The sequence below is a fragment of the Paenibacillus sp. 19GGS1-52 genome (genome assembly GCF_022369515.1).
Taxonomy (GTDB): Bacteria; Bacillota; Bacilli; order Paenibacillales; family Paenibacillaceae; genus Paenibacillus_AQ.
Genome location: NZ_CP059724.1, coordinates 4,802,417 through 4,828,856, shown reverse-complemented (window position 1 = coordinate 4,828,856; position 26,440 = coordinate 4,802,417). Strand labels below are relative to the sequence as shown.

Here is a 26,440-nt window from a genome sequence, read left to right as displayed (position 1 = left end):
GCTGTAGTCCAAATGCCCGGTAAGCTGAAGTATATAATGAGGAGAGGATTGGGAACTGTAGGGTCGGCAGCTTTAGCATGGGAGAATATCAACTATAAGGGGTGTTATTAATGAAAAAGAATATGTTTATGCTCGTATTGATTAGTGTGCTCCTTGTCGTCTTGGCAGGCTGTGGCAATTCGGCGGCTAACACCAATAATGCTTCCCCCAATAGCAGCGCTAGTAGCGCACCAGAGGCGACTGAAGAATCTCCAGCTACTGCAGAACCCGTTACAATTAAGGTGGCGCATTGGTCACCAGAGGCGGATATAACACCCATTCTGGAGGCCTATGAGGCACAACATCCGAACGTCACACTAGAGTATGTTGAACTCTCTGACAGCGGTGATTCGGTGGCGGGGATGAAGAAGCTGGATCTGCTTGTCGCTTCCGGCGAAGATCTGGATGTGGCCTTTATGCCTGGAGCAACGGATTACTCGCAGCGTGCCGGCCTCGGCCTGATGACTCCCCTGAATGATCTAATTGCTAAAGAAGCTATTACTTTGTCAGACGAATACTCGATAGATCCTACTATAGATGGCAATATCTATGCGCTCCCCGATACGCTGGAGAATTATTTTGTCCTCTTAAATAAAGATAAGCTGGATGCGGCCGGATTAGCGGTTCCAACCGAATGGACCTGGGAAGAATATCTCGACTATGCGAAGAAGCTGACCAGCGGATCAGGACCTTCCAAGACGTATGGCACCTATTTTCACACTTGGGCAATGTATTGGGAACTAGCACTAATTAACCAAGCGAAGAACAACAATCTGGTTAATGAGGGTAAAGTGAATATTGATAGTCCCGAAATCCGGCAATCGCTGGAGCTGCGTTCGAAAGCTGAACAGGATCAAATTGCTGTACCCTATGCCGATACGATTTCCCAGAAACTTGCCTACCGTTCAGAATACTTCACCCAACATGCGGCGATGATTGTTACAGGTAACTGGATGATCGGATCAGCCGGCGGTTCGGAGGAGTTCCCGGCTACGTTTACGACCGCTTTCGCTCCGATGCCGTCGAATGCGACGGGACAACCGTCGGGTGTCAGTATTGCAAATGGCAACTATGTAGGTATCCTGGATAAATCTAAACATCAGCAGGAGGCATACGATTTCATTCGCTGGTATTCTACAGAAGGTGAACAAATGCAAAATGTATATTCCGCATGGAAGAAGCAGGATGTAGATAAATTCATCGCCAGCGTCAAAGAAACGGCCCTTAGCCCAGATAAAATTGATGCTGATTCTCTGGCTTTTGTAATCAAAAACGCTCTTCCGGCACCGCTGAGTGTTCCACCAACCTATCAAGGAGAACTGGAAGAAGCTTTTACTAAAGAAACAGAATTGTACATTCTTAAGCAGCAGGACTTGGAAACAACAATAAAGAACGCACAGCAGGGGCTTCAAAAAATTGTGGATGCGAATAAGTAAGGGAAAAATAATAGCAAAATTTGTCGAATAAAGAGACGAATGGATATTCTACAAGACGGAAAGCTGATATGATAGAGACAACGACCCAGAAGTTAGGGGAGTGACTCCGCCAAGCCTTCAAGAGGTCCTATACGGCCGTCTCGGCAAAAACGGGGAAAACTCCCTTTCTCTTTAAGATGGTGAAGGGAGGAATGCCGGTGCTTCCAAACCGCTGGAAACTCGGTTTTCGTAATAAGCTTCTCGTGGCATCTCTACTCTGTCTGTTCGTTCCCGCCTCTATTACCCTTTACATCGAAAACTCCTATACCGAGCATATTCTTCGCTCCCAGGTCATCAAGAACGAGCACCGATCTCTGGAGCAGGAGAGTATGTATATCTCCAATCTTCTAAGTAATATGGTACTCGTCTCGAATTATATTCAATTTGATTCCGGCATTAATCTCATTCTGAAAGAGAATTGGCAGCGCAGCAAGCTGCAGCAGTTCGATCCCGTAAACAGTCTGTTGGAGTTCAAGGAAGTTACCAAGAAACTCGAAAATGTCACCACAATGATGGAAAAAACCTATGTCACCGTTCTGACTTCGGACGGGCAATCGTTCACGAATTACTCCTATGCTGACTTTGACGTCAATGCACTGCTTCATGAGCCCTGGATGGACAAGGTGCGGGAGCAATCCGCTTTTGTTCTGTACTGGGCAGGGGTTCTGGATAATTATATCCCTGCGGAAACGCGCAACAGTCCTCAGGTATTAACGATTGCCCGCAATCTGAAGTTATCTTCAAACACGACCTATGCCTATATAGTTGTCAGTATTGCCGAAAGCCGGATCAGCCAGATCTTTAGTGGTGATCAGCGCGGGCAGCAGACCTTGTTAATCGGTCCTGACGGAAAGGTTATGGCTTCACAGGATAAAGCACTGCTTGGACAGCCCTTTACGTTGTCGAGAGAACTGGAGATTAGCGGGGATACGGGCTTCATCAGCTATCAGGATGAACAATATTTACTCAGCAGCGTTGAGCTTCCTTATGGAGGCTACCGGATCGTTAGTACAGTGCCTTATCGTGAAGCGGTCAAACAGATTAGCGCGACGCGTCGCTGGAGTTCGGGCGTTCAGATTGTACTGGGGGCTTTTTTTCTATTGATTCTAGTAGCGTTGGTCCGCCAATTTACGAAGCCAGTGATTCGGCTCGACATGGTGGCAGCACGTGTGGAAAAGGGTGAGCTGGGCATTCGTTCCGGTATACGCGGCTATGATGAAATCGGACGACTTGGCAAGTCTTTTGACCATATGCTGGATCGGGTAGAAAAAATGATTATTCAGATCAAGGTCGAGCAGACACAGAAGCGTAAAGCGGAGCTGGCTATGCTGCAATCACAGATTAACCCGCATTTTCTATTCAATATTCTCAATTCGATCCGGCTGCGCATCATGATGAAGGGGGACGAAGAGAACGCGGAGCTATTGTTCGCCTTATCCAAGCTCTTGCGCATGACCATCCAGCAGCGCGATGAATATACCACATTGCATGATGAACTGCATATTATCAGCAGCTATGTAGAATTGTTGAATTTCCGTCAGGCTGATGAGGTGAAGCTGGAAACGGAATGTACTTCGACAAGTCTGGGAGTTGTTATTCCACGATTTTTGCTGCAGCCAGTCATTGAGAATGCTTATATTCATGGACTGCATCAAGAGAGCGGCACTCTCCGCATTCGGACTTGGAATATGGACCATCAGTTATCGATTCAGATTGAAGATGATGGTCAGGGGATGGATGAAGCAATCTTACTAAGGCTTCGGAGTGAAGTTGCCTCAACCGGGCATACCGCTGACGAGTCGATGTTAAATAGCCGTCTTGCCCATATTGGGCTTTCCAACGTATATGAACGTCTTTATCTAACCTATGGCAACTCTTTTCAAGTAAGTATTGACAGTGTTCCTGGAGGAGGCACCACTTTTCTGTTTGTACTTCCGGATGAAATCCAGAGTCAAGGTTATGAAAGGGAGAGTGGAGACGATGTATAGCGTGATGCTGGTAGATGATGATTATCCTGTTCTGGAATTTCTCTCGGCGATGATTCCCTGGAATGAATTGGGACTTACTCCTCATTCCACCTGCAAGAATGGACGGATTGCGCTGGAGAAGGCGCAGGAAAGCATGCCGGACATCGTGATTACAGATATCGGGATGCCTTACATGGATGGAATTGAATTGATACGTGAGCTTAGACAGCTGGATGGAGACCCCCGGGTGGTCGTATTATCCTGCATGGATGATTTCACCTATGCGCAGCAGGCTGTAAAACTGATGGTTAATGACTATATTCTGAAGGAAACCATCAGCAAGGAGATGATAGTTAATCTGCTGCAGGGAATCAGCGACGATTTGATGCGCAGGGACGAAGAAGTGGCGCAGACACTCAAATGGAAGGGGATGGCAGAGAATCAAAAAGCACTGCTGAAGCTAAGCGTGCTGCGGCGTATCGCTAATAAAGAAATACCCTACACGGAGTGGAGGGGGGATGCGGAGGAGCTTGGCCTTGCTCCAGAGCAGACCGGAAGTATGGCTGTGCTCTGCCGGATCGTTGGGTATGAGGAGGAGCATGGAAAACAAGGGGATTTAAGCATACTTCAGCTCCTTGAAGCAGCTACCACAGATGTGTTTCAGATTAGTGGTGGCGCATTATGCTTGCCGCATGGCCCACGGGATGTTGTGCTTGTATTTCCTTATGACAACCTATGTGATAATGATTCAATACAGGTATCTAGGCTTGGAAAGCTTCAGGCCGCTCTTCAACAGTCAACTGGGGGAACCGTCTCCTTTCAGTATTCGCGTATTCCTGCAGGTATAGAATCATTCCGGGAGGGCATTGGCCATTTATTGGCCTTGGGCTCAGAGAATGCATTCTATCTGCAAGAAGGTGATATTATCGATCTGTTGCAGGTGCAACCTTTCACAGAAGAGGATTTATTCCTTTACTATCAGGAGGCTGCTCAGGAAATTCGCGAAGCGTTTCTCGAAGAATCGGCAGATCGCTTGAATGAGCTTCTGGCGAAGTGGATGCGCTTTGTCCGTGAGCACCGCTTCACACCCCGGCTGGTGAAGGATTGGACACTTAAGCTGCTGTATGACAACCAGATGCGGCTACAGGCCCGACAGCAATTCCAGTCTACCTTCTCGCTGGAGATTCTGCACGATACCATTGCCAGTATGGATCATATCCATACACTCGAAGGCTGGGCCGTTCGTTTTTTCCAGGAGCGTCTGCCCTTTATCCGTGAGATTTACCAGCAAACGCGCCGGGAAGAGATCAAGAAGGTTAAGCTTTACGTAGATCGGCATCTGAATAAAAAGATTACGCTGGAGGAAGTTGCCGAATATACTCATTTGAATTCCAGTTATTTCAGCCGGTTGTTCAAAAAAGAAACCGGGATGAGCTTTATCCACTATGTGACTCATACCAAGATGGAGCATGCCAAGGAACTGCTTGACCAGTCCTCCAAAAGCGTAGAGTATGTTGCCGAACAACTCGGCTATGAGAACAAGAGCTATTTCACTAAATTGTTCAAAATCCATACCGGTTCTACCCCCGGTGAGTTTCGGGGAGAATAAAGGAGGCAATGCTCATGATCAAAGATACAGCTATCCATACGGAAATGGCCGATTCACTGCTAGTGCGCGTCTATGCGAATAGGCAGGCGCTCGGAGAGGCCGCTGCAATGGAAGCAGCTATCGCCATTCGGGCATTGTTAGCCTCCAAGCGAAGCGTCAGAATTATATTTGCTGCTGCTCCTTCACAGAATGAATTTCTCGACACGCTCGCACTTGCCCCAGATATTGATTGGACAAAAGTCACCGCCTTCCATATGGATGAATATACTGGTTTACCAGCAGGAGCACCACAGTTGTTCGGTACATATCTCCGGGAGCGATTGTTCGACAGGGTCCAGCCTGGTGTTGTGCATTATATCCAGACCGATGGTGATCTCGATGGAGAATGTAAGCGCTACGGCGAATTGCTGGCCCAAGCGCCTATTGATATAGTCTGTCTGGGCATCGGAGAGAATGGACATCTGGCCTTCAATGATCCGCCAGTAGCCGATTTTCATGATCCCGTGCTAGTTAAGGCAGTAACGCTTGATTCTGCCTGTCGGGGGCAGCAGGTGAATGACGGATGTTTTGCAACATTAGACGCGGTTCCCTTGCAAGCGTTGACGCTGACGATCCCCACACTGCTATCAGCTAAATGGCTGTTCTGCATGGTGCCTGGCAGTACGAAACAGAACGCGGTAGCCCGTACACTACGTGAGCCGATCACTACGGACTGCCCATCTACTATCCTGCGTACACATACGGACTGCAGGCTATTTATAGACAAGGATTCGTATGGGAGCTCAGTACCGGATTGACCTACAACAAGCAATTGCGTAACGCCTGAAAGCCAGACGTTACGTAGTTGTGCGTCTTAATCAAAGGGTAACCTCCATCTTGAGGTTTATATAATATAAGCATCTCCTTCATCTACTCGGAAGTGGGATTTTTTGGCGTTCATTGAACAGCGATGGGAAATTAGGCAAAAGGGATCGTATTTGTGCCAGCTGGTACCTATACGATTGGCAACCTGATACTGGCATAAGGATTCGGTGAACAAGCCAGCGACCTGGTGGATTTCCACCGCGTTTAATTCCAGTAATATCAAGCCTTAAGGGCGCGGAACCCTTGATGAGGTGCTGACGTACAGCATCACGCAGGATTGTAGATTGTTCACAAATTGAATACATAATATTTACGTTTCTCATACAAAACTGTGCAGAGTATTTAATATCCGGCTTCTACAATCAAGGTAATGGTAGAAAGTACCTATTGCATTTTGAGATCTTATATGGAGGATGATACGTTTGAAGGTTAACTTCTTACACCTTTCTATGAAATGGAAGCTGATATTCAGCTTCGCTGCTGTCACTCTCTTTTTCATGGGAGTGGCCCTTTATCAGGGTCATAAAATAAATCAGGTTGAAGTTTCGATGGAAACGCAAAAGGCGGAAATGGAAAAAAGAATTACCGTTTCTACGATCACTCAGCAACTGCAGGAATTAAATAGTGTGGAAACTTCGCTTGCCGAATCCAGTGATCTGGAGTTCGTCGATTCGTTCAAGGACAAGCAAAAGAAGCTGGTTTCGGAGCTGAGCAAATTGGGATTTGAGGAGAACTCATCAGAGTCCAAGGAGTTGGAGCTTTTACGAAGTCAGGTAGGAGAGTATACAGGATTTTTTGATAAATTAGTTAAGACTATGGAAGATGAGAATCTGGACCCGATGACCGTTTTGGAACAAATTGACGACGTGCATACAAAGGCATTGGCTTTGAATACAGCTATGTTAAAGACCAATGAGCAATTATATACGGCGGCAGCCGAGAACGCCCAGCAAGCGCAGGATTATTCCTTTCTACTCTTAAATCGTACATCCTCTGTTGTAGTATACGCAGCGGGCTTCGTATTTCTGTTTACACTGATTATTGCCTGGATGCTAATCCGTTCCTTTCTATCTCCCGTCAAGAAACTGCAGGCAGCGCTGCTCAAAATTTCTGAAGGTGATTTGCGCCAGCAGATCAATTCACCTTATAACGATGAATTAGGTACGCTCAGTCATCATTTTGACCATATGGTAGAGCGGGTACGAGCCATGCTCCAGCAAACGCAGTCTGTTGCTTCAGCGCTGGCTTCGTACTCGGATTCTTTTCAACAATCCTCATCCATTACCGCTCATACCAATCTGGATATTGTAAGAACCATACAGGAGATTTCGGTTGGCGCGGAGCAGCAGGCTGGACAATCCGAACAAAGTGCGATCCTGATTCAGCAGTTGGAACGGGAGGTTCATGAGATTACGGAGTATACCGAGGTTATGTTGTTGACCAGCAAAACAGCCAATCAGAACACCCGCCAAGGATCGGCAGCCGTTATCGCTTTGCGTGAAGTATCTGAGCAGTCCAGTCAATCTGTAGGCAAAGTTTATAATGCTCTGAATAAGCTGGTCGGGCAATCCAAGGATATCTCCAGAATTACAAATTCCATTACGGAAATCTCACAGCAGACGAATATTCTGTCTCTGAATGCTGCGATTGAAGCGGCAAGAGCAGGAACCTATGGCAAAGGCTTTGCCGTGATTGCGGATGAGGTTAGACAATTGTCCGTCCAAACGAAGGATTCAACGGTGCATATCAGCAAGATTATCAGTGAATTGCAGAAAGGCATGGCTGAATTCCAGAGCAATATGCTGGAGACGAAAGAGAATTTGGAAGAGCAGGAACATAAGGTGGCTGAGACGCTTTCCTCTTTTGCGGCGATCGATCACTCCATTGCCGAGATCAGTAAACAGATCGGACAAATTCACGATAAGGTGGATATGACCCAGACGATGAATACGAGACTTGCCGAGTCTGTTCATTCCGTTGCTGCCATTGCCGAGGAGACGGCGGCGGGCGTTCAGGAGGTCAACGCCTCCAGTATGCAGCAGGATATTGCTATTCGCGATATTGCCCGACAAGCTGTGGAAATCAATGAAATTTCACAAAAATTGTTCCAGGAAATCAATATATTTAAGATCAATGAAGATACAGTGGTAGAGCCAACAGTCGAAGCAGCTTCCAATCCGAACCTTGTTAAGCTGCACGAGGTGGAGACGGTTGCCTTTGAGGAACCCACTGTCGCTCAGCCCACTGTCGTTCAACCCGCTGCAGTGACCCCTTCCGTAGAGAAGACAGTTGAGAAGGAAGTCGAGAAAGAAGTTGAGCGGGAATATGCAGAAGCAACAGCCTAATCGATAGGCAAAAGGTTGTTTAAGCTGCGAACCTCATCTCGGTTGCGGTGCCACTGCGTCCTGCCAGATCAGCTCCAACAATGCAGGAATCTGCCCCTGTTCATGGGCAAAAGCCAGAGCTTCTAAGAAGGCGCGTTACTTCATGTCTGCCCAGGATGCACTGGAATATGGGATCATCGACAAGATCATTACGAGAATGTAGTGCACCAAGAAACCTCTCCTGTCAAATGGCTGCTCGTGCTTCCATTTGACAAAGGAGAGGTTTCTTGGTGTTTCAATATTTGGATACAGCTACTTGTCTTTCGCTTCATCCTTCACTAAATCCGGCAACTGCAAAATATAACTATTGGACATATTCAGCAGTCGATCAATAGCGTTAAATTGTGCCTTTGTAGAACCGTCTTTGGTGATTGAGTTGTCAGTCAGGTTGTAGTTGGTTCCATCCTCGTAAGAAATACCGGTCAAGTACATGCTCGTATCGTTGATGAAGGACCCGGTGGGTAGAAAGTGTCTAACAGGAAGTAGATTGGTACTCTGGTTAAGAAGGTCTTCACCGAAATGAAGCTGGTCTTTGACGGAAATCCCTAATAAATTAGCCAACGTTGGCAAAATATCGACCTGTCCGCCCGTTTGGCTGAACTTAACAGGTTGAACCGCACCCGGAGCGTGGATTACGAATGGAATGTTGAACATATCGGTATAGCCATACTCACGGCCGAACATTTCTTTCATAAGATCTTTTTCAGCGCCACTAAGGGAATAGAGCGGCAATCCTTGATGATCACCGTAAAATGCGATTACACTGTCGTCCCATAATCCACTGGTTTTTAAATCAGCGAGAAATTGTCCCATTGCATAATCGGCATAATTCTGGGCTTGAATATAGTCGCCGACCAAGGTGCCTTCGTAACGCTCAGGCAGCTTTATTTTGAATTTGGACTCTGGAAGACGGTAAGGATGATGCGCACTCATGGAGATGACCATAGCATAGAAGGGATCAGCTTGGGCATCTAGTTTAGCAAGTTCAGGAACCGTCTTGGCATACAGTATTTCGTCAGAAGAACCGAAAGCGATGTGATCGTCATCACCATAGAAGGACTGGTCATAATATTTATCGAAACCAATAGCTTTATAAAGGGCCACACGGTTCCAGAACTCTACGCTGTTTGTATGGAACGTAGCCGTTTGATAACCATTTGCTTTCATCAGCTTCGGCAGGCTGGGCAGCGCTTTATCCATATAGTTGGAAGAGGTTGCTGCCTCATGATGAGGAACATAGAGTGAAGTATTTACCACAAATTCCGCATCTGAGGTTGTTCCCTGTCCGGCATTTGAATAGAAGTTATCGAAATAATATTCATTCTTAACCAGTTTATTCATATTTGGGGTAATTTCCTGTCCGTCAATGGTAAGGCCGATTAGAAAGTTCTGGAATGATTCCATTTGGACTACAATCAGATTCTTGCCTTTGTCGGCTTCCCAGTACAGTGGAGACTCGGGCTCTGTGATCCCTTTAAGCTCATTGACGGAACTTTGGGAGATATCCTTGCTATCGATGATTTCTTCATTTTCAGTACTATCCGCAAAGATGGTATATACCTCGTAGCTCAGGAGCCCCATGCTTTCCGCTTTTTTATTCTCATTCATGCTGGCATGATTAGGCCAAATATTAAACATGCAGAGCGCGAACGATACGCTGATGATCCCGAACAAAGCTGGCCGATTCATGCGGCGGTTAACACCACGTTCTTTCCAGGTAGCGATGTATTTGGGGCGGAACATATAACACATAAACACAACAATATCGACGAAAATAAATAGATAATAGGGATCTAGCAGAGAATAGGTGCTTTCTCCAACTTGGGTAACTTTACCAGCCTGCTCCAAAGCATGATAAGTAACGATGACGCCATAATATTTGTAATACATGAGGACGGCAAAATAAATCAGGGTAATAAACAGGTTGGCGATCATGTAATACAGAAACTTGCGCTTGGTGGCCATCCATTCAATTAAGCCAAATACGACAATGAAGAATGGAATCTCGGTAAGCAGCATGCTCCATGTGGGACCATCGCTAAAGACGACGAACCAAGCCACAGCACTCTTTAACAACAAAATAAAGCTAAATAGTAGAATAGGTTTGTTCCTTATATCAAATCTTTGTTTCATAAACTTTTCCATCCTCCTTTGCGCTAACACATGAAGACACCGGATGTACCTTCAATATTGCATTATAATTCAAAAATGCGCCGAAAGTAATTATGCTCCGGAAGTTGTAATGTGTCAAAGGCAAAAAGGCAGTAAATAACGCAGTAAAAGGCGGCAAATGACAGTTTAATGGGAATTATCGGCATCTCTCGTGCCTGTGTAATATTAGGTGATTATTAAGCTATAGAAATCAATGAAAAGGCCGAATCTGTGCGATGCACTCCTTTGGGCTGATAGCCCAGGCAATAACTGATTCCACAAATATCTGCCAAAAGGTAGATAATACTTAACCACATTTCCGTTCCTTGCAGCCCTGTATTCTGCTTCTGCGTCAAATGAAAGCTAAAACCTCGCTCGTTGACCCAGTTGTTAAGGATCACTTTAAGCTGACTTTCCGCCCAGTCGATGATTTCCGCTTTACGGTAATCGGTCTGCTTCAGACAAAGCCATAAAGGATGGGCTACATCAAGGATGTTGCAGGCGTTCAAGCGGTTCTCTCCGAAGAACTTGCGATTCCGGCTGTGGGCAAGAATAGTATCGATAGCCTGCTCTGGGTAGGGCAAAGGAATGCCAAATTGAGCGTAAGTAGCGCGAGTCAGCCGATAAAATCCGTTAACGGGCTGCAGCCAGCCGTCTTCTGCGCTAGGGGAACCCCATAGGCCAGAGTGTTCATCGCAATGCGTCTGCAGCCAGCCAAATAGATCATCAGGGCGTTTCCGGGAGCTGAAATGCTGCAGATTATGATAGATTCCCGTTGCGTAGCAGTCAATCCAATCCCCACAGCCCCAGGCATCATGGCTCCAAGGCATCGCATCCAAGTGCTGAAATAATGTTTCTGCGCTCATCTGCTCAATAACCTGAACGGGATGGAGCAAGGAATCCCCAAGTACTTCGAGAGCATAACCTACAGCCAGCAGATGATAGCGAGCAAGATGATCCGACAGCAGCTCTGGTTTATAAATCTCTGGTGCGGGTGGAGACCAGGGATCAGGCAGCAGACCTGTTGCGACATCCTGAAAGCTTTGTAGTTTAGCAATTAGTTCCTCACGGGTCCAACCGGGTGGCAAGCTGCCGAACATGGCTGCAATCTCGACAGCATCACAATACGCTCGAACCGTTCGTTTGAAATTCGGCTGCTGATCCTGAAAAAATATTTCGTGTCCACTAGCTACTGAATAATGTTGGAGTAAAGGAACTAACTGTTGGCGAGCCTGCTCGCCGAAGGACTGCAATTTTTGTAACAAGGTTTGTTCGTTCAATGCGGGCTCCTCCAGCTTCTCAGATAAGTGTGACCCAGGTTCAACTGAAAGTCTGCTGCGAATAAGTTTGGCCGGATTCCCCCCAATTACACTATAAGCAGCAACATCCTTTGTTACTATTGATCCTGCCGCTATGATGCTGTGAGCACCAATATGTACTCCGTCAACAATGACCGAATGGGCTCCAATCCACACATCATCCCCGATCTTAATCCCCATAGAAGTTGAAGGCTGTTGAAAAATAGGGATCTGAGTAGATGCGTGACCATGATTAAATCCATACATACTGACATGCGAAGCAATTCTTACACCGTCGCCGATCGTGATTGTCCCAGTGATAACACAGTAACTATTAATAGAACAATCTTTGCCCATAGTAAGCGTAGTATTGCGGATTAGTGCTCCCCCGGCAATATAACTGCGGTCCCCCATCTGCAGCTTATCCGGAAAAATCACCGCTTGTGGTGACACGAAACTGTCTTCCCCGAAGCAACATGTATATTTGGCAACAAGCTGTTGTTGATAAAGGGTCTGATCCGCCTTGTTCTGAGCTGTTTTTTCAATCCAGGGCATATAATCCAGTTCTTGAAAGTGGGGTTGATCTTGTTCTGTCATATAGAGTCTCCTCTGTTACGGTTCGATTTTGTTCTTTAGTTTATCAGCCATACTAAGGAATAAACATGGCAATATGAATACGAATAGCTTGTCAAAAACGCTTCTGACTTCTATGCTCTACTCATCTGTATTTGAATAGATTAGAGGAGCCTGCCATGAAGGAAAACATGCAAGATCTCGCCATTCAGATTGACTGGATTCATGATAAACGTACATTGCCGGACTGGAAGGATAACCGCCATAACATTAATGTTCATAGCTTTTACTGGATTCACGAGGGGAAAGGAACCTTTTGGACAGAGAAAGAAATCAGCGTAGAGGCAGGGACACTTTTTTATTTACAGCCGGGTCTTCAGATGGAGATGGAATCCCATCGATACTATCCTCTGCGTATTACAATGGTGCTAGTATCGCTGTTCAGCACTTCAAAGGCTACTCCTGATCAAATGGAGCTCAGTCCACTAGGCCCGCTGCCGTTACCATTTATGTTGAAACCCGAGGAAGAACTAGCGGATCAATATGATGATTTATTTAAAAAACTTACTAGACTTTGGGTGCCTGGACAGTTTGCCAGTGACCTAAGGACCAAGGCGCTTCTGTATGAGCTCTTGTATAAAATGCTGCAAACCAATGAATCTGCCAAGGTAGATAGAGGGTTAGGTTATGACCTGTTCCTACAGGTAAAGGACGAGCTGGAAAGGGATTATGGGGAGCCTCTTAGGTTTCTAGAGCTGGCTGAACGCTATAAGATATCCACCTCGTATTTGCGAAGCCTGTTTCAACAGTACCTTCATAAGAGCCCTAAAGCCTATTTAAGTGAGATTCGCCATGAGCATGCCAAGAAGCAGCTGTTGTACACCAGTCTAAATATGAAAGAAATTGCCCAGAGCTGCGGCTACAGCGATGAATTTCATTTCAGCAAAAGCTTTAAGCAGCACAGCGGCGTTCCGCCGACAGCTTTACGCCATTCCTAGCAACGAGAATATTGCTTCAGTTCACTCTCAGTACATATAAGAGTGTTACTATGCAGTTAATAGAAGAGATAGATAGATAATAGGAGCTGGAGGAGTAGTTATGAAGTTATTAGAAATCAAACACCTGAATAAATCATATCGGATTGCTGGAAAAGAAAAGGTGTCAGTGCTTAGAGAAGTGAATCTGGAGTTTGAAAGTGGTGAATTTGTCTCCATTCTAGGAGAATCTGGTTCGGGCAAATCAACCTTAATGAATATTATTGGCGGGATGGACTCTGATTACGAGGGCGATGTAATTGTACAGGGGAAGACGCTTAGAGGCATGAAGGAAATGGAAATTGATGCCTATAGAAAAGATAAAATCGGCTTTATTTTTCAAAGCTTTAATCTGATTCCTCATTTGTCCGTGCTTGATAATGTGATGATTGCCATGCAAATGACGGATAGCAGTATGAAGGAACGGACAACACGTGCGAAGGAAATTCTGACGGAAATTGGCTTGAAGGATCACCTGCATAAACGACCTAACCAGTTGTCTGGGGGGCAGAAACAGCGTGTAGCCATAGCCAGAGCGTTATCAAATGATCCGGACATTATTCTGGCAGATGAACCTACAGGGTCGCTCGATCAGGACACCAGTGAACAAATCCTTGAACTACTGGATTCGATTGCGAAAAAAGGCGTGCTTATTATTACAGTCACCCATTCGCAGAGAGTAGCGAACTTTGGGAGCCGGATTGTCTCGGTGGAAGATGGCTGTATTAAAGAAGAACAGCATTTGAAAGAGCGTTATCTGGCTGTAAAAGAGACGGAAGAGAAAAAAGGTAAAAATTTAAGTTTTGCCGCTTCTTTTAAACTGGCTATCGATAATATGACCTTGAATGCGAAGCGGAATATTCTTGTGGCTACAGGTGGAGCGATTGGAATTCTAAGTGTGATTCTAATGCTGTCCTTAGGTAATGGTGTAACCAGTTATTTGAATAATGAAATCAATTCAAGCTTGAATCCGCTGCTGGTGGATGTGGTGAAGCAGGCACCTGTTGAGGGCGGAGCGAAAATGGAAAACCGGGGTCCTAATCAACAAACAGCAACCGAGCCACTTACTGAGCAGGATTACGATGTGATTAGCAGCATAAAAAATGTGGATAGAGTCGAAAAGGTAACGACAATCACAGGGAAGAGCAACGTTGTCTTCAATGATAAGAGCCAAGAGCTCTCGTCACTTGGAACCATAACCGATTCCATTAAAGCAGCGGATATCAAGCAAGGAGCACTGCCTGCTGAGAATGAGGTGCTGCTGACAGCCGATTTTGCCAAGAAATTGAGTTCTGAAGCTACCTATACATCACTTGTGGGGAAAAAAGTAAACTTATATATTAATGAAATGAATGCACAGAATCAACCGGTTTCCGTTGCTGCAGAACTAGTTGTATCAGGTATCTATGAGCAGGCCGACCGAGGTCCTATAAGTGGATCTAACGCGTATCTTGCCTATGCAACTCTGGATAAGGCCTTTAGTAAACAATCTTTAAGCTTACAACCCAGTCAATTAAATGCGTATGCAGCAAATATCAATGATGTCGAGGGAATTAAAGCTGCAGTAGGAAAAGCAGGATTCACTAGCTCTCCAATAGCCAGTATTATGGAACGGGTTACGACTTATTTGAAAATGGCTTCCTGGTTATTATCTGGAATCGCGGGAATTTCTTTGTTGGTATCGGGCATAATGATTCTAGTGGTTCTCAATATTAGCGTTGTGGAACGGACCAGAGAAATCGGGATTTTGCGGGCAATCGGTGCCCGAAAGAAAGACATTCGCCGAATTTTCTTCTCAGAGTCTGCACTATTGGGCTTATTCAGTGGTGTAATCGCTGTTGCCGCTGCTTGGGGACTCAGTCTTATCTTAAACAATGTTCTGGTCGATAGCTTCGGCGTTGAACTGATTCTGCTAACCCCGCAATACATGCTGTTTGGCCTAGTCGTCAGTACATTAATCAGTGTGATTGCCGGAGTGTTGCCTTCCTCTAGAGCAGCTAAATTAGACCCGATGGAATCTCTGCGCTACGAATAATGGGTAAAAATACATTGTCCAGCATGCGTTGAGTCATATCAGCAATGTTTCCACTGTGGTATCTTTGAGGCTGTAACTCTATTTCGAGTTCTATCAATTAAAGGTCCATACAAACAGTGAAGAGGTGCTTTATTGAATTTTCCTAGCATACAATTTGGACGTATTAAATCCAGGGTTCCTATTATTCAAGGTGGTATGGGTGTGGGTATTTCCCTTAGTGGTCTTGCCGCTGCTGTTGCAAAATCTGGTGGAATAGGAACGATTTCCGGGACAGGTATTTCCACTGAGGAACTTAGAAGACACATTCGAGAATCAAGAGAGCTCTCTAAAGGCATTGGATATATCGGCGTGAACGTATTGTTTGCGATGAAAGACTTTGCCGAGAAGATGAAAGCTGCTTTGGAAGAAAAAGTGGATTTCATTATTTCAGGAGCCGGAATTTCCAGAGATATGTACGCTTGGGGGAAAGAGCATGGCACACCGGTGATTTCCATTGTTTCATCGGCCAAGCTTGCTCGAATCTCCGCCAAACTGGGTGCTTCGGCAGTCGTGGTAGAAGGCTTTGAAGCTGGTGGACATCTGGGCACTGACAGATCTATGTTTGATATTCTGCCTGAAGTGGTAGAGGCGGTTAATATTCCGGTAATTGCTGCTGGAGGTATTTTGACTGGAGAAGATGTGGCCAAAGCACTGCGAATTGGTGCTTCCGGTGTGCAGATGGGTACCCGGTTTGTGGCTAGTAATGAATGTGATGCGCCCTTGTCCTTCAAACAGAGGTACGTAGATGCTCAGCAAGGCGATACAGTCTTGGTGAAATCTTCTGTAGGGCTGCTGGGCAGAGCGATTAGAAATGAGTTCACCGATCTACTCAGCAATGATGCCAAAGTCAGAATAGCCAAGTGCAACGATTGTCTTAAAGTGTGTTCACATCGTTTCTGTACGATGGAATCCTTGCTCACCTCACTTCGAGGGGATGTACACAATGGCTTGGTGTTTGCCGGGTCCAGAGTGCATGAGATTAAAGAGATTTTGCCTGTGCAGCAAATCATCGATAATATAATGCAGGAATATCAAAGAGCGGCTATTCCAGTAGGCTAGCGTTCACTCTGCAAAAGAATATAAACACTGAGACGACAGCGATGTCCTTTCAGTGTTTTTTTGTATATCATAATCCGAGAAATTTGGTGGATACTAATTGGATGAGTTTAGTCTTGGGAGAGCAACTCAAACGATTTTTGAATATTTCGTATGAAGTCTATCTCTGCTGTGTTACAATAGCCTAGTTGTCCTAGTCTACGATAATGTGCTCCCTAATGAACTGCTTTACAAACTAAAGATTAACGAATAAACAAGTGAAAAACAAAGGATTCCAGTGTATTTTCATGCATATCAGAGTATTAACAGGAAAATAAGAAGAATTTACACAAGGAATATCATTTTTTGTCGTTTTTTATTGATTTATTGAAATTTTTTCTGTATAATCAGCCTTGTTGATTTTGCAAATGGAATTTCAGACTCTGCTTACGATGCGGGTTTTGCGAAGTATTCACAAGAAGCATATGCTAACAAAACTTTAGATAATGCTTACGAAGTAGTTTTGCGAAGTAATTTCTTGAGTAGCATATGCTAACAAAACTTTAGGAGGTTTTAATTTTGGGAAAAGCGTTAATTATTGGCGCTGGCGGCGTATCCAGCGTGGTTGTTCATAAATGTTGCCAGAACCCTGATGTATTTGAAGAGATCTGTATTGCTAGCCGGACGTTGGCGAAATGTGATGCTCTGAAAGATAAATTGGCCGGTGGCCGCACGAAGATTTCTACTGCTCAGCTTGATGCTGATAATACGGATGAGGTCATTGAACTGATCAAGAGCTTCCAGCCGGATGTCGTTATTAATGTCGCTCTCCCATATCAGGACCTGACTATTATGGATGCTTGCCTGGCAACGGGAGTTCACTATGTGGATACAGCTAACTACGAACCACAGGATACAGCTAAATTTGAATATTCCTGGCAGTGGGCTTATAAAGAAAGATTCGAGAAGGCGGGTATTACCGCATTGCTCGGCAGCGGCTTTGACCCTGGTGTTACGGGTGTGTTCACGGCTTACGCACAAAAACATTATTTTGATGAGATCCATACTATTGATATTGTGGATGCCAATGCAGGTGATCACGGTTATCCGTTTGCGACCAATTTCAACCCAGAAATCAATATTCGTGAGATTACTGCCAATGGCCGTTATTTCGAGAATGGCGAGTGGATTGAAACTGAACCGCTTACTGAGAAAAAAGTATACGATCTGCCGGAGATTGGTCCTAAAGATATTTATCTTTTGTACCATGAAGAATTGGAGTCCTTGTCTGTTAACATCAAAGGTGTGAAGAAGATTAGATTCTGGATGACTTTCTCACAGAATTATCTGAATCACCTGAAGGTGCTTGAGAATGTGGGTATGACTTCTATTGAGCCGATCATGTATGAAGGCAAAGAGATTGTTCCTTTGCAGTTCTTGAAGGCTATTCTGCCTGACCCAGCTTCCCTGGGACCAAGAACTAAAGGCAAAACAAACATAGGCTGTATTATCCAAGGCACCAAAGACGGCCAACCTAAAACTTATTATGTATACAATGTGTGCGATCATGAAGAGTGTTATGCAGAGGTAGGTTCCCAAGCCATTTCCTATACCACTGGTGTTCCTGCGATGATCGGGGCTATGTTAATTATAAAAGGAATCTGGAAAAAACCCGGCGTGTACAACGTTGAAGAATTTAATCCAGATCCATTCATGGAAGAATTGAATAAACAAGGGCTCCCTTGGCAAGAAGATTTCTCGCCAACGCTGCTAGATTAGGGCTTTGAGTATGGATGATATTGATATCGACATCAGCTCCTTGCCGTCACCCAGCTACCTTATAGATGAAAGACTGCTTACTCGTAATCTTGAGGTACTGAATTCTGTCCAGGAGCGCACTGGCGCCAAAATTCTGCTGGCTCAAAAGGGATTCTCCATGCACTCCATGTATCCGCTGGTTGCTAAATATCTGCATGGCGTCACCTCCAGCTCCTTATTCGAAGCCAGACTGGGCTATGAGAAAATGGGCAAAGAAGTGCATGTCTACGCACCGGCTTATGTAGACTCTGAATTTGAAGAGCTGCTGGGCTACAGTGATCACATTGTGTTCAACTCATTTGACCAGTGGAATCGGTTCAAGGATCGCGTGCAAAATGCTCCGAAGAAGATCAGCTGCGGCATCCGTGTCAATCCAGAGTATTCAGAGATTGAGGTACCGCTGTATGACCCTTGCTTCAATTACTCCAGAATGGGAGTCACACTGCCAAATTTCCGGCCGGAAGAGCTGGAAGGCATTGATGGACTGCATTTTCATACGATGTGCGAGCAAAACTCAGATACACTAGAGCGTACGCTTAAGGTGGTCGAAGAGAAATTCGGACCGTATCTGAAAGGCATGAAATGGCTGAATTTTGGTGGCGGCCATCATATTACTCGTCCTGATTATGATCTGGATACGCTGGTCCGCTGCATTTTGCATATGAAAGAGAAATATGATGTGCAGATCTATCTGGAGCCAGGTGAGGCGATTGCACTCAATACCGGATATCTGATCGCGACCGTGCTGGATACGATGCACAATGGAATGGACATTGCTATTCTGGATACTTCGGCCGAATGTCACATGCCGGATGTGCTGGCGATGCCGTACAGACCGGGCATCATCGGTGCTGGAACCTCAGGCGAATATGAATACACCTATAGACTTGGCGGTATGACCTGCCTGGCAGGAGACGTCATCGGAGATTATTCCTTCAAGGAACCTCTGAAGTACGGCGACAAGCTGATCTTCCTCGATATGGGGCACTATACAATGGTGAAGAATCACATGTTCAACGGCGTAAACCTGCCGGCGATTGCTTCGTATAACGACGAAGAGGGCATCAAGGTGATCAAACAGTTCGCCTATGAAGATTTCAGTGGCCGTTTGTCTTAATAAAGTTAGAGTAGAAGGCGTTCCACCAGCCATATCCATGGCCGGCGGGACGCCTTTTTTTGATGCACGATGCCTCTTCTGGAAGGATAGAGCTGCACAATATAAATTAAAAGGTTTTTTACATTGCTGATCTGGAGGATATTGGATAATATGAATTCAACTACAAGTATCTAATAAATAAGGAGCTACAGGTCAATGTTGAAGTTGAGATATCTTTTTAATAATGAGGATTTAGCGGAAATGGTATTGAGGAATTGGGAATTTGATAAAGAATCTCTTGAACGGTTTCAGTACTATAGAATATCTTCCAATGCCATTTATCCGTTTGAATGCCAAGGGAATAGCCAGTTGTTAAGGTTTGCCCCAAAAACTGAGAAGTGTAAGGACAATATCTTAGCAGAATTGGAGTTTATTGCTTACCTACGTAACCGCCATTACGGAGTTCTGGAATCCGTTAGAGCCACGAATGGAGAGGAACTGGTCGAGCTGCAAACTCCGTGGGGTGAATATTTTGCTTCTGTATTTAAACATGTGGCCGGTGTTCAGATTAGTAAGACCGATTGTAGCGATGCTGTTATCTTCAGCCATGGCAAGGCATTAGGAAAGCTTCATCAATTATCCAGTGAGTATACACCTCTTCATCACAAAAGATGGTCATACAGCGATGTATTAAAATGGATGAAGGAAACGCTAATGGAGCTTCCACTAGAAACAGCGGCTTTGGCAGAAACCCAATTACTGCAGGATTATTTTTCAAATCTTCCTATCACTAAAGAAAATTTTGGGCTCATACATTATGATTTTGAATATGATAATGTTTTTTATGATGAAGCTACAAATGCTTGTAATGCTATTGATTTCGACGATGCTATGTATCACTGGTATGTTATGGATATAGAGCAGGCACTTGATAGCTTGGAGGACTGTTTTCCTTCTGAGTTGTACAACCATAAGAAACAATGCTTTATGGACGGATATGTTAGCGAGTACAATCTCCCAGATGAGTATTCATCAGTCGCGACTGCCTGCCGCCGCTTTGCTAATTTATATGGATATACTCGCATTCTGAGATCCATGGCTGAACAATGGGAGCATGAGCCTGAGTGGCTAACCCATCTGCGCTCAAAACTGATTAAAGCATTGGAGAATAAGAAAACGAGTTTTGGCGCGGAGATTTAACGAAGTGATGAATTTCGCTCAAAAACATTGGGATGCCCCCGGCAGATTTTTCGTAGTTACGGGGGCATCCCTTAATTTATATTTAAGAATTTATATGATTTTCGGGAAGCTTGACCCTAACCAAAAAAGTTGAAATGCACATAGCAGCTAGCTCTCCAATGAAAATAGTGTATTAATTACAACAATATTTGTTATATCTACTCTGCAAATAGGAATTGTTGTATGAAATACAACATTCACTAGCTGTGGAGTTTATTTTGCATTAATTTGTTGTATTCCTTACAACAATTCACCAATAAGTGACTATTTACGAGCGGAATGTTGCAAAAAATACAACATTTAGCCAAAATCTGCTGCGCCCAGTTCATTATTCCTCCAATTGTATCCGAAAGAAAGGCCCCTCCCTCTCGACTCATCTCCATTCATCATCTAACGCCAGTGGTATAGATTCAGACAAGAACATGAGGTGGAGCTTCAGGTTTTTCTTGTTTTATTGAAATGTTATGGCGATCCGTTCTTCCTGCGGGAGCCAGTTAACAGTTGCACCAAGCCTCTCGCTAATAAAACGCAGTGACAGGTACATGGAGCCGTTCACAATATAGGGCAGGTTAGGCAGGTCAACGATTGTATTATTTACTGTGGTTTCTCTAGTATTTACTTAATTTTCATATAAAGGGAAATTAATAAAATAATCACCGTAAACTTAGATGCTTCTGAAGGCAGGAAAGTTTCACAAATAAATGCTCTCGCAATGTAGCGCTCCTGTGATACAATAGCTTAGTCTGTTTTTTAGTAGGGATAGCGTTGCTGTTTCTGCTTAGCATTGTCCGTATTCGAGGAGGAAAGTAGCATCAATGAAACATGCACCGTTTATTGCAGTGGAAGGGCCGATTGGAGCTGGTAAAACAACGTTAGCTTCGATGCTGGCAGAGGAATTGCAGCTTCCCGTCATTAAAGAAATTGTGGAGGAGAATCCGTTTCTGGATAAATTCTATCAGAATATGGATGACTGGAGCTTTCAACTGGAGATGTTCTTTCTCTGCAACCGTTACAAGCAGCTTGAGGATACCGTGATTCATTACATAGATAAGGGTAAGCCGGTTATTTCGGATTATCATATTTATAAGAATTTGATCTTTGGCGAACGAACACTGAAAGGCACGAAGCGTGATAAGTACCGGCAAATTTATCATGTGCTGACGGATGATCTGCCGAAGCCGGATATCATTCTCTACATTAAAGCAGATCTGGATACGTTATTACGGAGAATCGCCAAACGTGGGCGTTCTTTTGAAGAAGCCATAGAAACGGCTTATTTACAGCAGTTAATCGAAGATTATGATGCTGCGATGGCCTCTCTGGCTATCCGCGAACCATCGACAACCATACTCACGATTGACGGGAATCTGATCGATTTTGTGGAAAATAGAGAACATTTTGTGGAGATAGCCTCTCGTGTAAAGGAGCTTATGCAATGAATAAATATAACATCCCGGATCATGCATTAATTACTGTAGCTGGCACAGTAGGAGTTGGTAAATCCACCTTAACAGCCGCTCTGGCCGAACGCCTGCAATTTCAAATCTCACTGGAGCAGGTTGACCAGAATCCTTACCTAGAGAAGTTCTATCATGATTTCGAACGATGGAGCTTCCATCTGCAAATCTATTTTCTGGCTGAACGCTTTAAAGAGCAGAAGAAGATGTTCGAACTGGGCGGCGGTTTTGTCCAGGACCGTTCCATCTATGAGGATACCGGTATTTTTGCCAAAATGCATGCCGATAAAGGCACGATGTCCAAGACGGATTATGAGACCTATACAAGTCTGTATGAGGCGATGGTCATGACTCCTTATTTCCCGCACCCGGACGTACTGATTTATATTGAAGGCTCTTTGCCGTCCATCCTGATGCGCATTAATGAGCGTGGGCGCGAGATGGAAATTCAGACGGACGTATCGTACTGGGAAGAGATGCACGGCCGATACTCCCAATGGATCAGCGAGTTTACCGCTTGTCCTGTACTGCGTTTGAACATTGATGATTATGACGTAAATGATCCGGCTTCCATGTCGGATATTCTGAGGCAAGTGGGTCAGGCGATTGGCAAGTCTGCTGTGAAGAGATAAAATGATGAGGGAATTGGGGTGACACTTAGGTGTTACCCTTTTTGCTGTGGTGAAGATGCCAGAATGCTTTCCCTCATGATACAATGACTGAACAAGTTGAGAAGGATGAGGTGACTTTTGTTGAAATATGATTTTGATCGTGTAATAGACCGCCGCAATACCCGCTCCTATAAATGGGACCAGTCCGAGAAGCTGTTTGGTGACAAGGATATCCTACCTCTATGGGTAGCTGATATGGATTTTGAAAGTCCACCAGCGGTGAAGGAAGCGCTTTTGCGTCGGGCTGAAGAGGGAATTTACGGTTATAGTGTGTCCAGCGACTCGTATAAAGAAGCGATTATAGCATGGTTTAACAGACGGCATCAGTGGGAGATTCAACCGGAATGGATTACGGATTCTCCTGGAATCGTTACTTCCCTAAGTCTCTCGGTAGAATTGTTCAGCAAGCCAGGAGATCAGGTTATTATACAATCGCCGGTATATTATCCGTTCTATGATGTGATTAATATGAATGATCGTAATGTAGCCAAGAATCCGCTCATCGAGCGCAACGGCCGGTTTGAGATGGATTTTGAGCAGTTGGAAGGACTAATGCAGGGAGGGGCAAAGCTGCTGCTGCTCTGCAGTCCGCATAATCCGGGCGGAAGAGTATGGGAGCGGGAGGAGCTGCTGCAGCTTGGAGCATTATGTCTGCGTTATGAGGTGACGGTCATCTCTGATGAGATTCACTGTGATTTAGCACTGGCAGGGCATAAACATATTCCGTTTGCTTCGTTATCTGCAGAAATCGCCAATATTACTCTTACCACACTTGCAGCGACCAAAACATTTAATCTGCCTGGGCTGCAAACTTCATATATTGTGACTTCGAACCCAGACTTGAAACGGAAATTCGATCAACGCTTGAAAGCTCTGAGCCTACATATGTCTGGCTTCCTGGCACCGGAAGCAGTACAAGCTGCCTACAATGAAGGAGAAGAGTGGCTGGATGAGCTGCAGCAGTACATCGCCGGAAATGTCGATTATGCCATTAGTTACCTGTCTGAGCATCTGCCTCAGGTACATGTCATGCGTCCTCAAGCCACCTATCTGTTATGGCTCGATTGCCGCGAGTTGAAGCTGGATATCGCCGGGCTGAAGAAGCTGATGTACAGTGAGGCTAAGGTAGCTTTTAATGAAGGCTCTGTATTTGGAACCGAAGGCGTAGGCCACTTGCGGATTAATATGGCCTGTCCAAGATCTATTCTGGTCGAGGCGCTCGAACGTTTCAGTCGGGCCGCCAAAGCCTATGTGGTGAAATCATGATGACCAAAACACGTATAATTATTGATTGCGATACTGGCATTGACGATGCTCTAGCAATTTTGTATGCTCTGCGGGCCCCGAATGTCATTGTGGAGGGCATCACCACCGTCTTCGGAAATATAGATGTTGAGCAGGCGGCAGATAATACATTGCGGTTACTGGCTTTAGCCCAGCCTGGGTATGAGATTCCGGTAGCCCTCGGTGCTTCTCAAGCCCTCGTCCGCGAGTCTACGGGATTTGCAACACATGTGCATGGCGAGAATGGGATAGGCGATGTTCAGCTTCCTGCCGCTACTCAGCGTCCGGTTAGCGAGACGGCATCTGAATTTATTATACGAACAGCCAAGGAGAATCCCGGTGAAATTGTACTGGTTACGCTCGGCCGTCTGACCAACCTTTCGTTGGCTTTAGAGATGGAACCGACACTTAAAGAGACCTTGAAAAAAGTAGTTGTCATGGGCGGCACGATCTTTAGACCTGGAAATTCAACCCCGGTTGCCGAAGCCAATATTTGGGGTGACCCCGAGGCCGCCGACCATGTATTCACATCCGGCTTGCCAATCACGATGGTCGGTCTTGACGTTACTTTGAAGACACGAATTACAGCGGAGCATTTGGAGTTATTGAACCGGTATGGACGTGAAGAAAATAAGGCTATTATTGCGTTTATGGAGCAATCGCTCCGGCATTATTTTAATTTCTACCGTGAAACAAATTATTTGCAAAACAGTGCACCGCTGCATGATCCACTCGCCCTTATGGTCGCGCTGCAGCCGGACCTCGTAACCTATCGGCAAATGAAGGTTCGCGTAGAGCACAAGGGAGAGCATACAGCAGGGATGGTTGTAGCAGATTTACGGCCTCAGCCAAAAGTTGGACATTTCATTGAGGTGGCTGTGGATGTGGATGCTGATCGCGCGCTGGGGCTGTTCCTAAGTGTCTTTATGTAATCCGATTACGTGAGTGAAAGGACTCTACCACTCCAAAGTGACCATCTATTAATTTGCTATATATCTCTATTTTGGTAAAATAATAGAGTTGGGTATTGGAGTAGGAAGACTAGATTCATATCACAATAGATCGGAGATTAAATATGAAGAAGTTTGGCAAGCTATTATTGTGTTGCGCTATTTCACTAGGCGGTGCTGCAGCGGTACAAGGGAATTCCACACAAGCTGCTGCAAGCGGGGTCAGTATTATGCTGGACGGTTATCCACTGCCTTTTCCGGTAGATCCTGTTGTGATGAACGGAACGACCATGGTCCCATTCCGGGCCATTTCTGAAGCCTTGGGAATTAAGGTGGAGTGGAATCAGGCGGCGAAGAAGATTACTGCCACCAAGAGTGATGCAACAGGTGCGAAGACGGTCATTCTCACCTTGGGCAGCAAGAATGCAGCAGTTAATGGAGCAGCCGTGAAGCTGACTGTGGCTCCGCAAAGTGTGCGTAACAACACTTTGATTCCGCTGAGCTTCTTCAGTGGACAGTTTGGTGCAGGCGTATCCTGGGACCAGTCTACCAAAACTGTATCTATTATTTCTCCGAAAAAAGATATCTACACACTGGGCTTCTATGCCCTGGGTGCTTACGGTGAAGTCTCGCGGATTCCAAGCTTCAATGCGATGGCCTTTGGCTGGAGTGGGATTGATCGGAGTGGACAATTCACGACGACGGGTACTGATTTCAAGTGGCCGCAGCCTGCGGGTGATGTGACACCGGAATCCATTGTGCTGAATGCTGCTGCCGGAGGAACGGCACCTTATTTAATGGTCTTCTCTGGGGATAAGGAGCTGGAGCTGACCAAGAATATGGAAGACATGTCGCTTCAGGAACAGACGATCACAGGCATTATCGATACGGCTACAAAGAATGGCTTTCAGGGAATCGCGCTGGATCTGGAGGGATTAGGTCTCACAGGAGACAAGGCGAAAGTGCGGGCGGAGTATAATGTTTTCGTCAAAAGTCTATCCTTAAAAGCACGCGCCAATGCTCTTAAGTTAACTGTCATTCTTCATCCATTGAACAGCTCTTATAAAGGCTATGATTACAAAACGCTGGGAAGCCTTGCCGACGATCTGGTTATCATGGCTTATGCCTATGAGAACGAGACCGGGCCAGAGCCACTGAACAAAGTGGATGAAAGCATCCGGCTTGCGTTACAGCAGGTTAGCAAGGACAAGCTGCTGCTTGGCATATCGGTGCATAGTGAGAACGAAACTTCTGTAAACTCCAAGATCGGACTAGCCAAACGCTATGGTCTTAAAGGCATTGCCATCTGGCGTTTAGGTCTGATTGGAGAACCGGTCTGGAGCGAAATGAGCAAGTCGGTGGAACTGTAGAAGATTTGTGATACATTTAACAGGCTACCCTTGGGCAGCCTGTTTTTCTGTG

The 26,440-nt window shown here is 45.3% G+C and carries 19 protein-coding genes and 1 pseudogene; 17 read left to right on the top strand and 3 right to left on the bottom strand.

From position 1 onward, the window contains the following. The first annotated feature begins 110 nt into the window (after positions 1-110). The 6 genes from H1230_RS22560 to H1230_RS31750 all read left to right on the top strand — a co-directional run bounded on the left by H1230_RS22560 (position 111) and on the right by H1230_RS31750 (position 8,501). Positions 111-1,475, top strand: coding sequence for an ABC transporter substrate-binding protein (locus tag H1230_RS22560; RefSeq protein ID WP_239712114.1), 1,365 nt, complete (start codon positions 111-113; stop codon positions 1,473-1,475). Between the two features lie 197 nt (positions 1,476-1,672). Continuing rightward, positions 1,673-3,502, top strand: coding sequence for a sensor histidine kinase (locus tag H1230_RS22555; protein WP_239712113.1), 1,830 nt, complete (start codon positions 1,673-1,675; stop codon positions 3,500-3,502). Then, on the top strand, positions 3,495-5,090 hold the full coding sequence (locus tag H1230_RS22550; RefSeq protein ID WP_239712112.1) for a response regulator transcription factor: 1,596 nt from the start codon (positions 3,495-3,497) through the stop codon (positions 5,088-5,090). The genes H1230_RS22555 and H1230_RS22550 overlap by 8 nt, the downstream gene beginning before the upstream one ends. 14 nt (positions 5,091-5,104) lie before the next feature. Beyond that, positions 5,105-5,887 carry a glucosamine-6-phosphate deaminase gene (locus tag H1230_RS22545; RefSeq protein ID WP_239712111.1) on the top strand — a complete coding sequence of 261 codons (783 nt, stop codon included), beginning with the start codon at positions 5,105-5,107 and terminating at the stop codon, positions 5,885-5,887. A 489-nt stretch (positions 5,888-6,376) separates the two neighbouring features. After that, positions 6,377-8,299 (top strand): methyl-accepting chemotaxis protein, encoded by a 1,923-nt coding sequence (locus tag H1230_RS22540; protein WP_239712110.1) that lies wholly within the window; start codon positions 6,377-6,379, stop codon positions 8,297-8,299. 67 nt (positions 8,300-8,366) lie between these two features. Beyond that, entirely contained in the window at positions 8,367-8,501 is a 135-nt protein-coding gene (locus H1230_RS31750) for an ATP-dependent Clp protease proteolytic subunit (protein WP_481857184.1), read from the top strand. An 89-nt stretch (positions 8,502-8,590) separates the two neighbouring features. On the opposite strand, the gene H1230_RS22535 is transcribed toward H1230_RS31750, so the two are convergent. Beyond that, positions 8,591-10,471 carry an LTA synthase family protein gene (locus tag H1230_RS22535; protein ID WP_239712109.1) on the bottom strand — a complete coding sequence of 627 codons (1,881 nt, stop codon included), beginning with the start codon at positions 10,469-10,471 and terminating at the stop codon, positions 8,591-8,593. Positions 10,472-10,686: 215 nt separating this feature from the next. Continuing rightward, positions 10,687-12,384 (bottom strand): acyltransferase, encoded by a 1,698-nt coding sequence (locus H1230_RS22530; protein ID WP_239712108.1) that lies wholly within the window; start codon positions 12,382-12,384, stop codon positions 10,687-10,689. Between the two features lie 155 nt (positions 12,385-12,539). Here H1230_RS22530 and H1230_RS22525 point away from each other — a divergent pair, with 155 nt between their 5' ends. From H1230_RS22525 to H1230_RS22500, 6 genes are all read left to right on the top strand, one after another. Next, entirely contained in the window at positions 12,540-13,358 is an 819-nt protein-coding gene (locus H1230_RS22525) for a helix-turn-helix transcriptional regulator (RefSeq protein WP_239712107.1), read from the top strand. Positions 13,359-13,458: 100 nt separating this feature from the next. Then, entirely contained in the window at positions 13,459-15,429 is a 1,971-nt protein-coding gene (locus tag H1230_RS22520) for an ABC transporter ATP-binding protein/permease (RefSeq protein ID WP_239712106.1), read from the top strand. Between the two features lie 132 nt (positions 15,430-15,561). Continuing rightward, positions 15,562-16,527 (top strand): NAD(P)H-dependent flavin oxidoreductase, encoded by a 966-nt coding sequence (locus H1230_RS22515; RefSeq protein ID WP_239712105.1) that lies wholly within the window; start codon positions 15,562-15,564, stop codon positions 16,525-16,527. 555 nt (positions 16,528-17,082) lie between these two features. Beyond that, on the top strand, positions 17,083-18,282 hold the full coding sequence (locus H1230_RS22510; protein ID WP_239712104.1) for a saccharopine dehydrogenase family protein: 1,200 nt from the start codon (positions 17,083-17,085) through the stop codon (positions 18,280-18,282). Between the two features lie 19 nt (positions 18,283-18,301). Beyond that, entirely contained in the window at positions 18,302-19,438 is a 1,137-nt protein-coding gene (gene nspC / locus H1230_RS22505; protein ID WP_239717491.1) for a carboxynorspermidine decarboxylase, read from the top strand. A 195-nt stretch (positions 19,439-19,633) separates the two neighbouring features. Continuing rightward, positions 19,634-20,617 carry a phosphotransferase enzyme family protein gene (locus H1230_RS22500; RefSeq protein ID WP_239712103.1) on the top strand — a complete coding sequence of 328 codons (984 nt, stop codon included), beginning with the start codon at positions 19,634-19,636 and terminating at the stop codon, positions 20,615-20,617. 490 nt (positions 20,618-21,107) lie between these two features. On the opposite strand, the pseudogene H1230_RS31745 reads toward H1230_RS22500, so the two are convergent. Further along, positions 21,108-21,260, bottom strand: a pseudogene (locus H1230_RS31745) (stalk domain-containing protein); the annotation flags it as partial. A gap of 211 nt (positions 21,261-21,471) precedes the next feature. Here H1230_RS31745 and H1230_RS22495 point away from each other — a divergent pair. The 5 genes from H1230_RS22495 (at position 21,472) to H1230_RS22475 (ending at position 26,388) form a co-directional block, all read left to right on the top strand. Continuing rightward, the gene (locus H1230_RS22495; protein WP_239712102.1) at positions 21,472-22,095 is read left to right on the top strand and encodes a deoxynucleoside kinase; all 624 of its coding nucleotides are present in this window, start codon (positions 21,472-21,474) and stop codon (positions 22,093-22,095) included. Next, positions 22,092-22,745 (top strand): deoxynucleoside kinase, encoded by a 654-nt coding sequence (locus tag H1230_RS22490; RefSeq protein WP_239712101.1) that lies wholly within the window; start codon positions 22,092-22,094, stop codon positions 22,743-22,745. Before H1230_RS22495 ends, H1230_RS22490 begins: the two co-directional genes overlap by 4 nt. A gap of 120 nt (positions 22,746-22,865) precedes the next feature. Continuing rightward, complete coding sequence (locus H1230_RS22485) at positions 22,866-24,050, top strand: MalY/PatB family protein (protein WP_239717488.1); 1,185 nt, start codon at positions 22,866-22,868, stop codon at positions 24,048-24,050. Then, positions 24,047-25,000 (top strand): nucleoside hydrolase, encoded by a 954-nt coding sequence (locus H1230_RS22480; protein ID WP_239712100.1) that lies wholly within the window; start codon positions 24,047-24,049, stop codon positions 24,998-25,000. Before H1230_RS22485 ends, H1230_RS22480 begins: the two co-directional genes overlap by 4 nt. A gap of 143 nt (positions 25,001-25,143) precedes the next feature. Continuing rightward, positions 25,144-26,388, top strand: a complete 1,245-nt coding sequence (locus H1230_RS22475) for a stalk domain-containing protein (protein WP_239712099.1) — start codon at positions 25,144-25,146, stop codon at positions 26,386-26,388. Positions 26,389-26,440 lie beyond the last annotated feature (52 nt).

Coding starts and splice junctions, on each gene's coding strand:
- H1230_RS22560 (WP_239712114.1), top strand. CDS start 111: ATGAAAAAGAATATGTTTATGCTCGTATTGATTAGTGTGCTCCTTGTC.
- H1230_RS22550 (WP_239712112.1), top strand. CDS start 3,495: ATGTATAGCGTGATGCTGGTAGATGATGATTATCCTGTTCTGGAATTT.
- H1230_RS22545 (WP_239712111.1), top strand. CDS start 5,105: ATGATCAAAGATACAGCTATCCATACGGAAATGGCCGATTCACTGCTA.
- H1230_RS22535 (WP_239712109.1), bottom strand. CDS start 10,471: ATGAAACAAAGATTTGATATAAGGAACAAACCTATTCTACTATTTAGC.
- H1230_RS22530 (WP_239712108.1), bottom strand. CDS start 12,384: ATGACAGAACAAGATCAACCCCACTTTCAAGAACTGGATTATATGCCC.
- H1230_RS22525 (WP_239712107.1), top strand. CDS start 12,540: ATGAAGGAAAACATGCAAGATCTCGCCATTCAGATTGACTGGATTCAT.
- H1230_RS22520 (WP_239712106.1), top strand. CDS start 13,459: ATGAAGTTATTAGAAATCAAACACCTGAATAAATCATATCGGATTGCT.
- H1230_RS22500 (WP_239712103.1), top strand. CDS start 19,634: ATGTTGAAGTTGAGATATCTTTTTAATAATGAGGATTTAGCGGAAATG.
- H1230_RS22495 (WP_239712102.1), top strand. CDS start 21,472: ATGAAACATGCACCGTTTATTGCAGTGGAAGGGCCGATTGGAGCTGGT.
- H1230_RS22490 (WP_239712101.1), top strand. CDS start 22,092: ATGAATAAATATAACATCCCGGATCATGCATTAATTACTGTAGCTGGC.
- H1230_RS22480 (WP_239712100.1), top strand. CDS start 24,047: ATGATGACCAAAACACGTATAATTATTGATTGCGATACTGGCATTGAC.
- H1230_RS22475 (WP_239712099.1), top strand. CDS start 25,144: ATGAAGAAGTTTGGCAAGCTATTATTGTGTTGCGCTATTTCACTAGGC.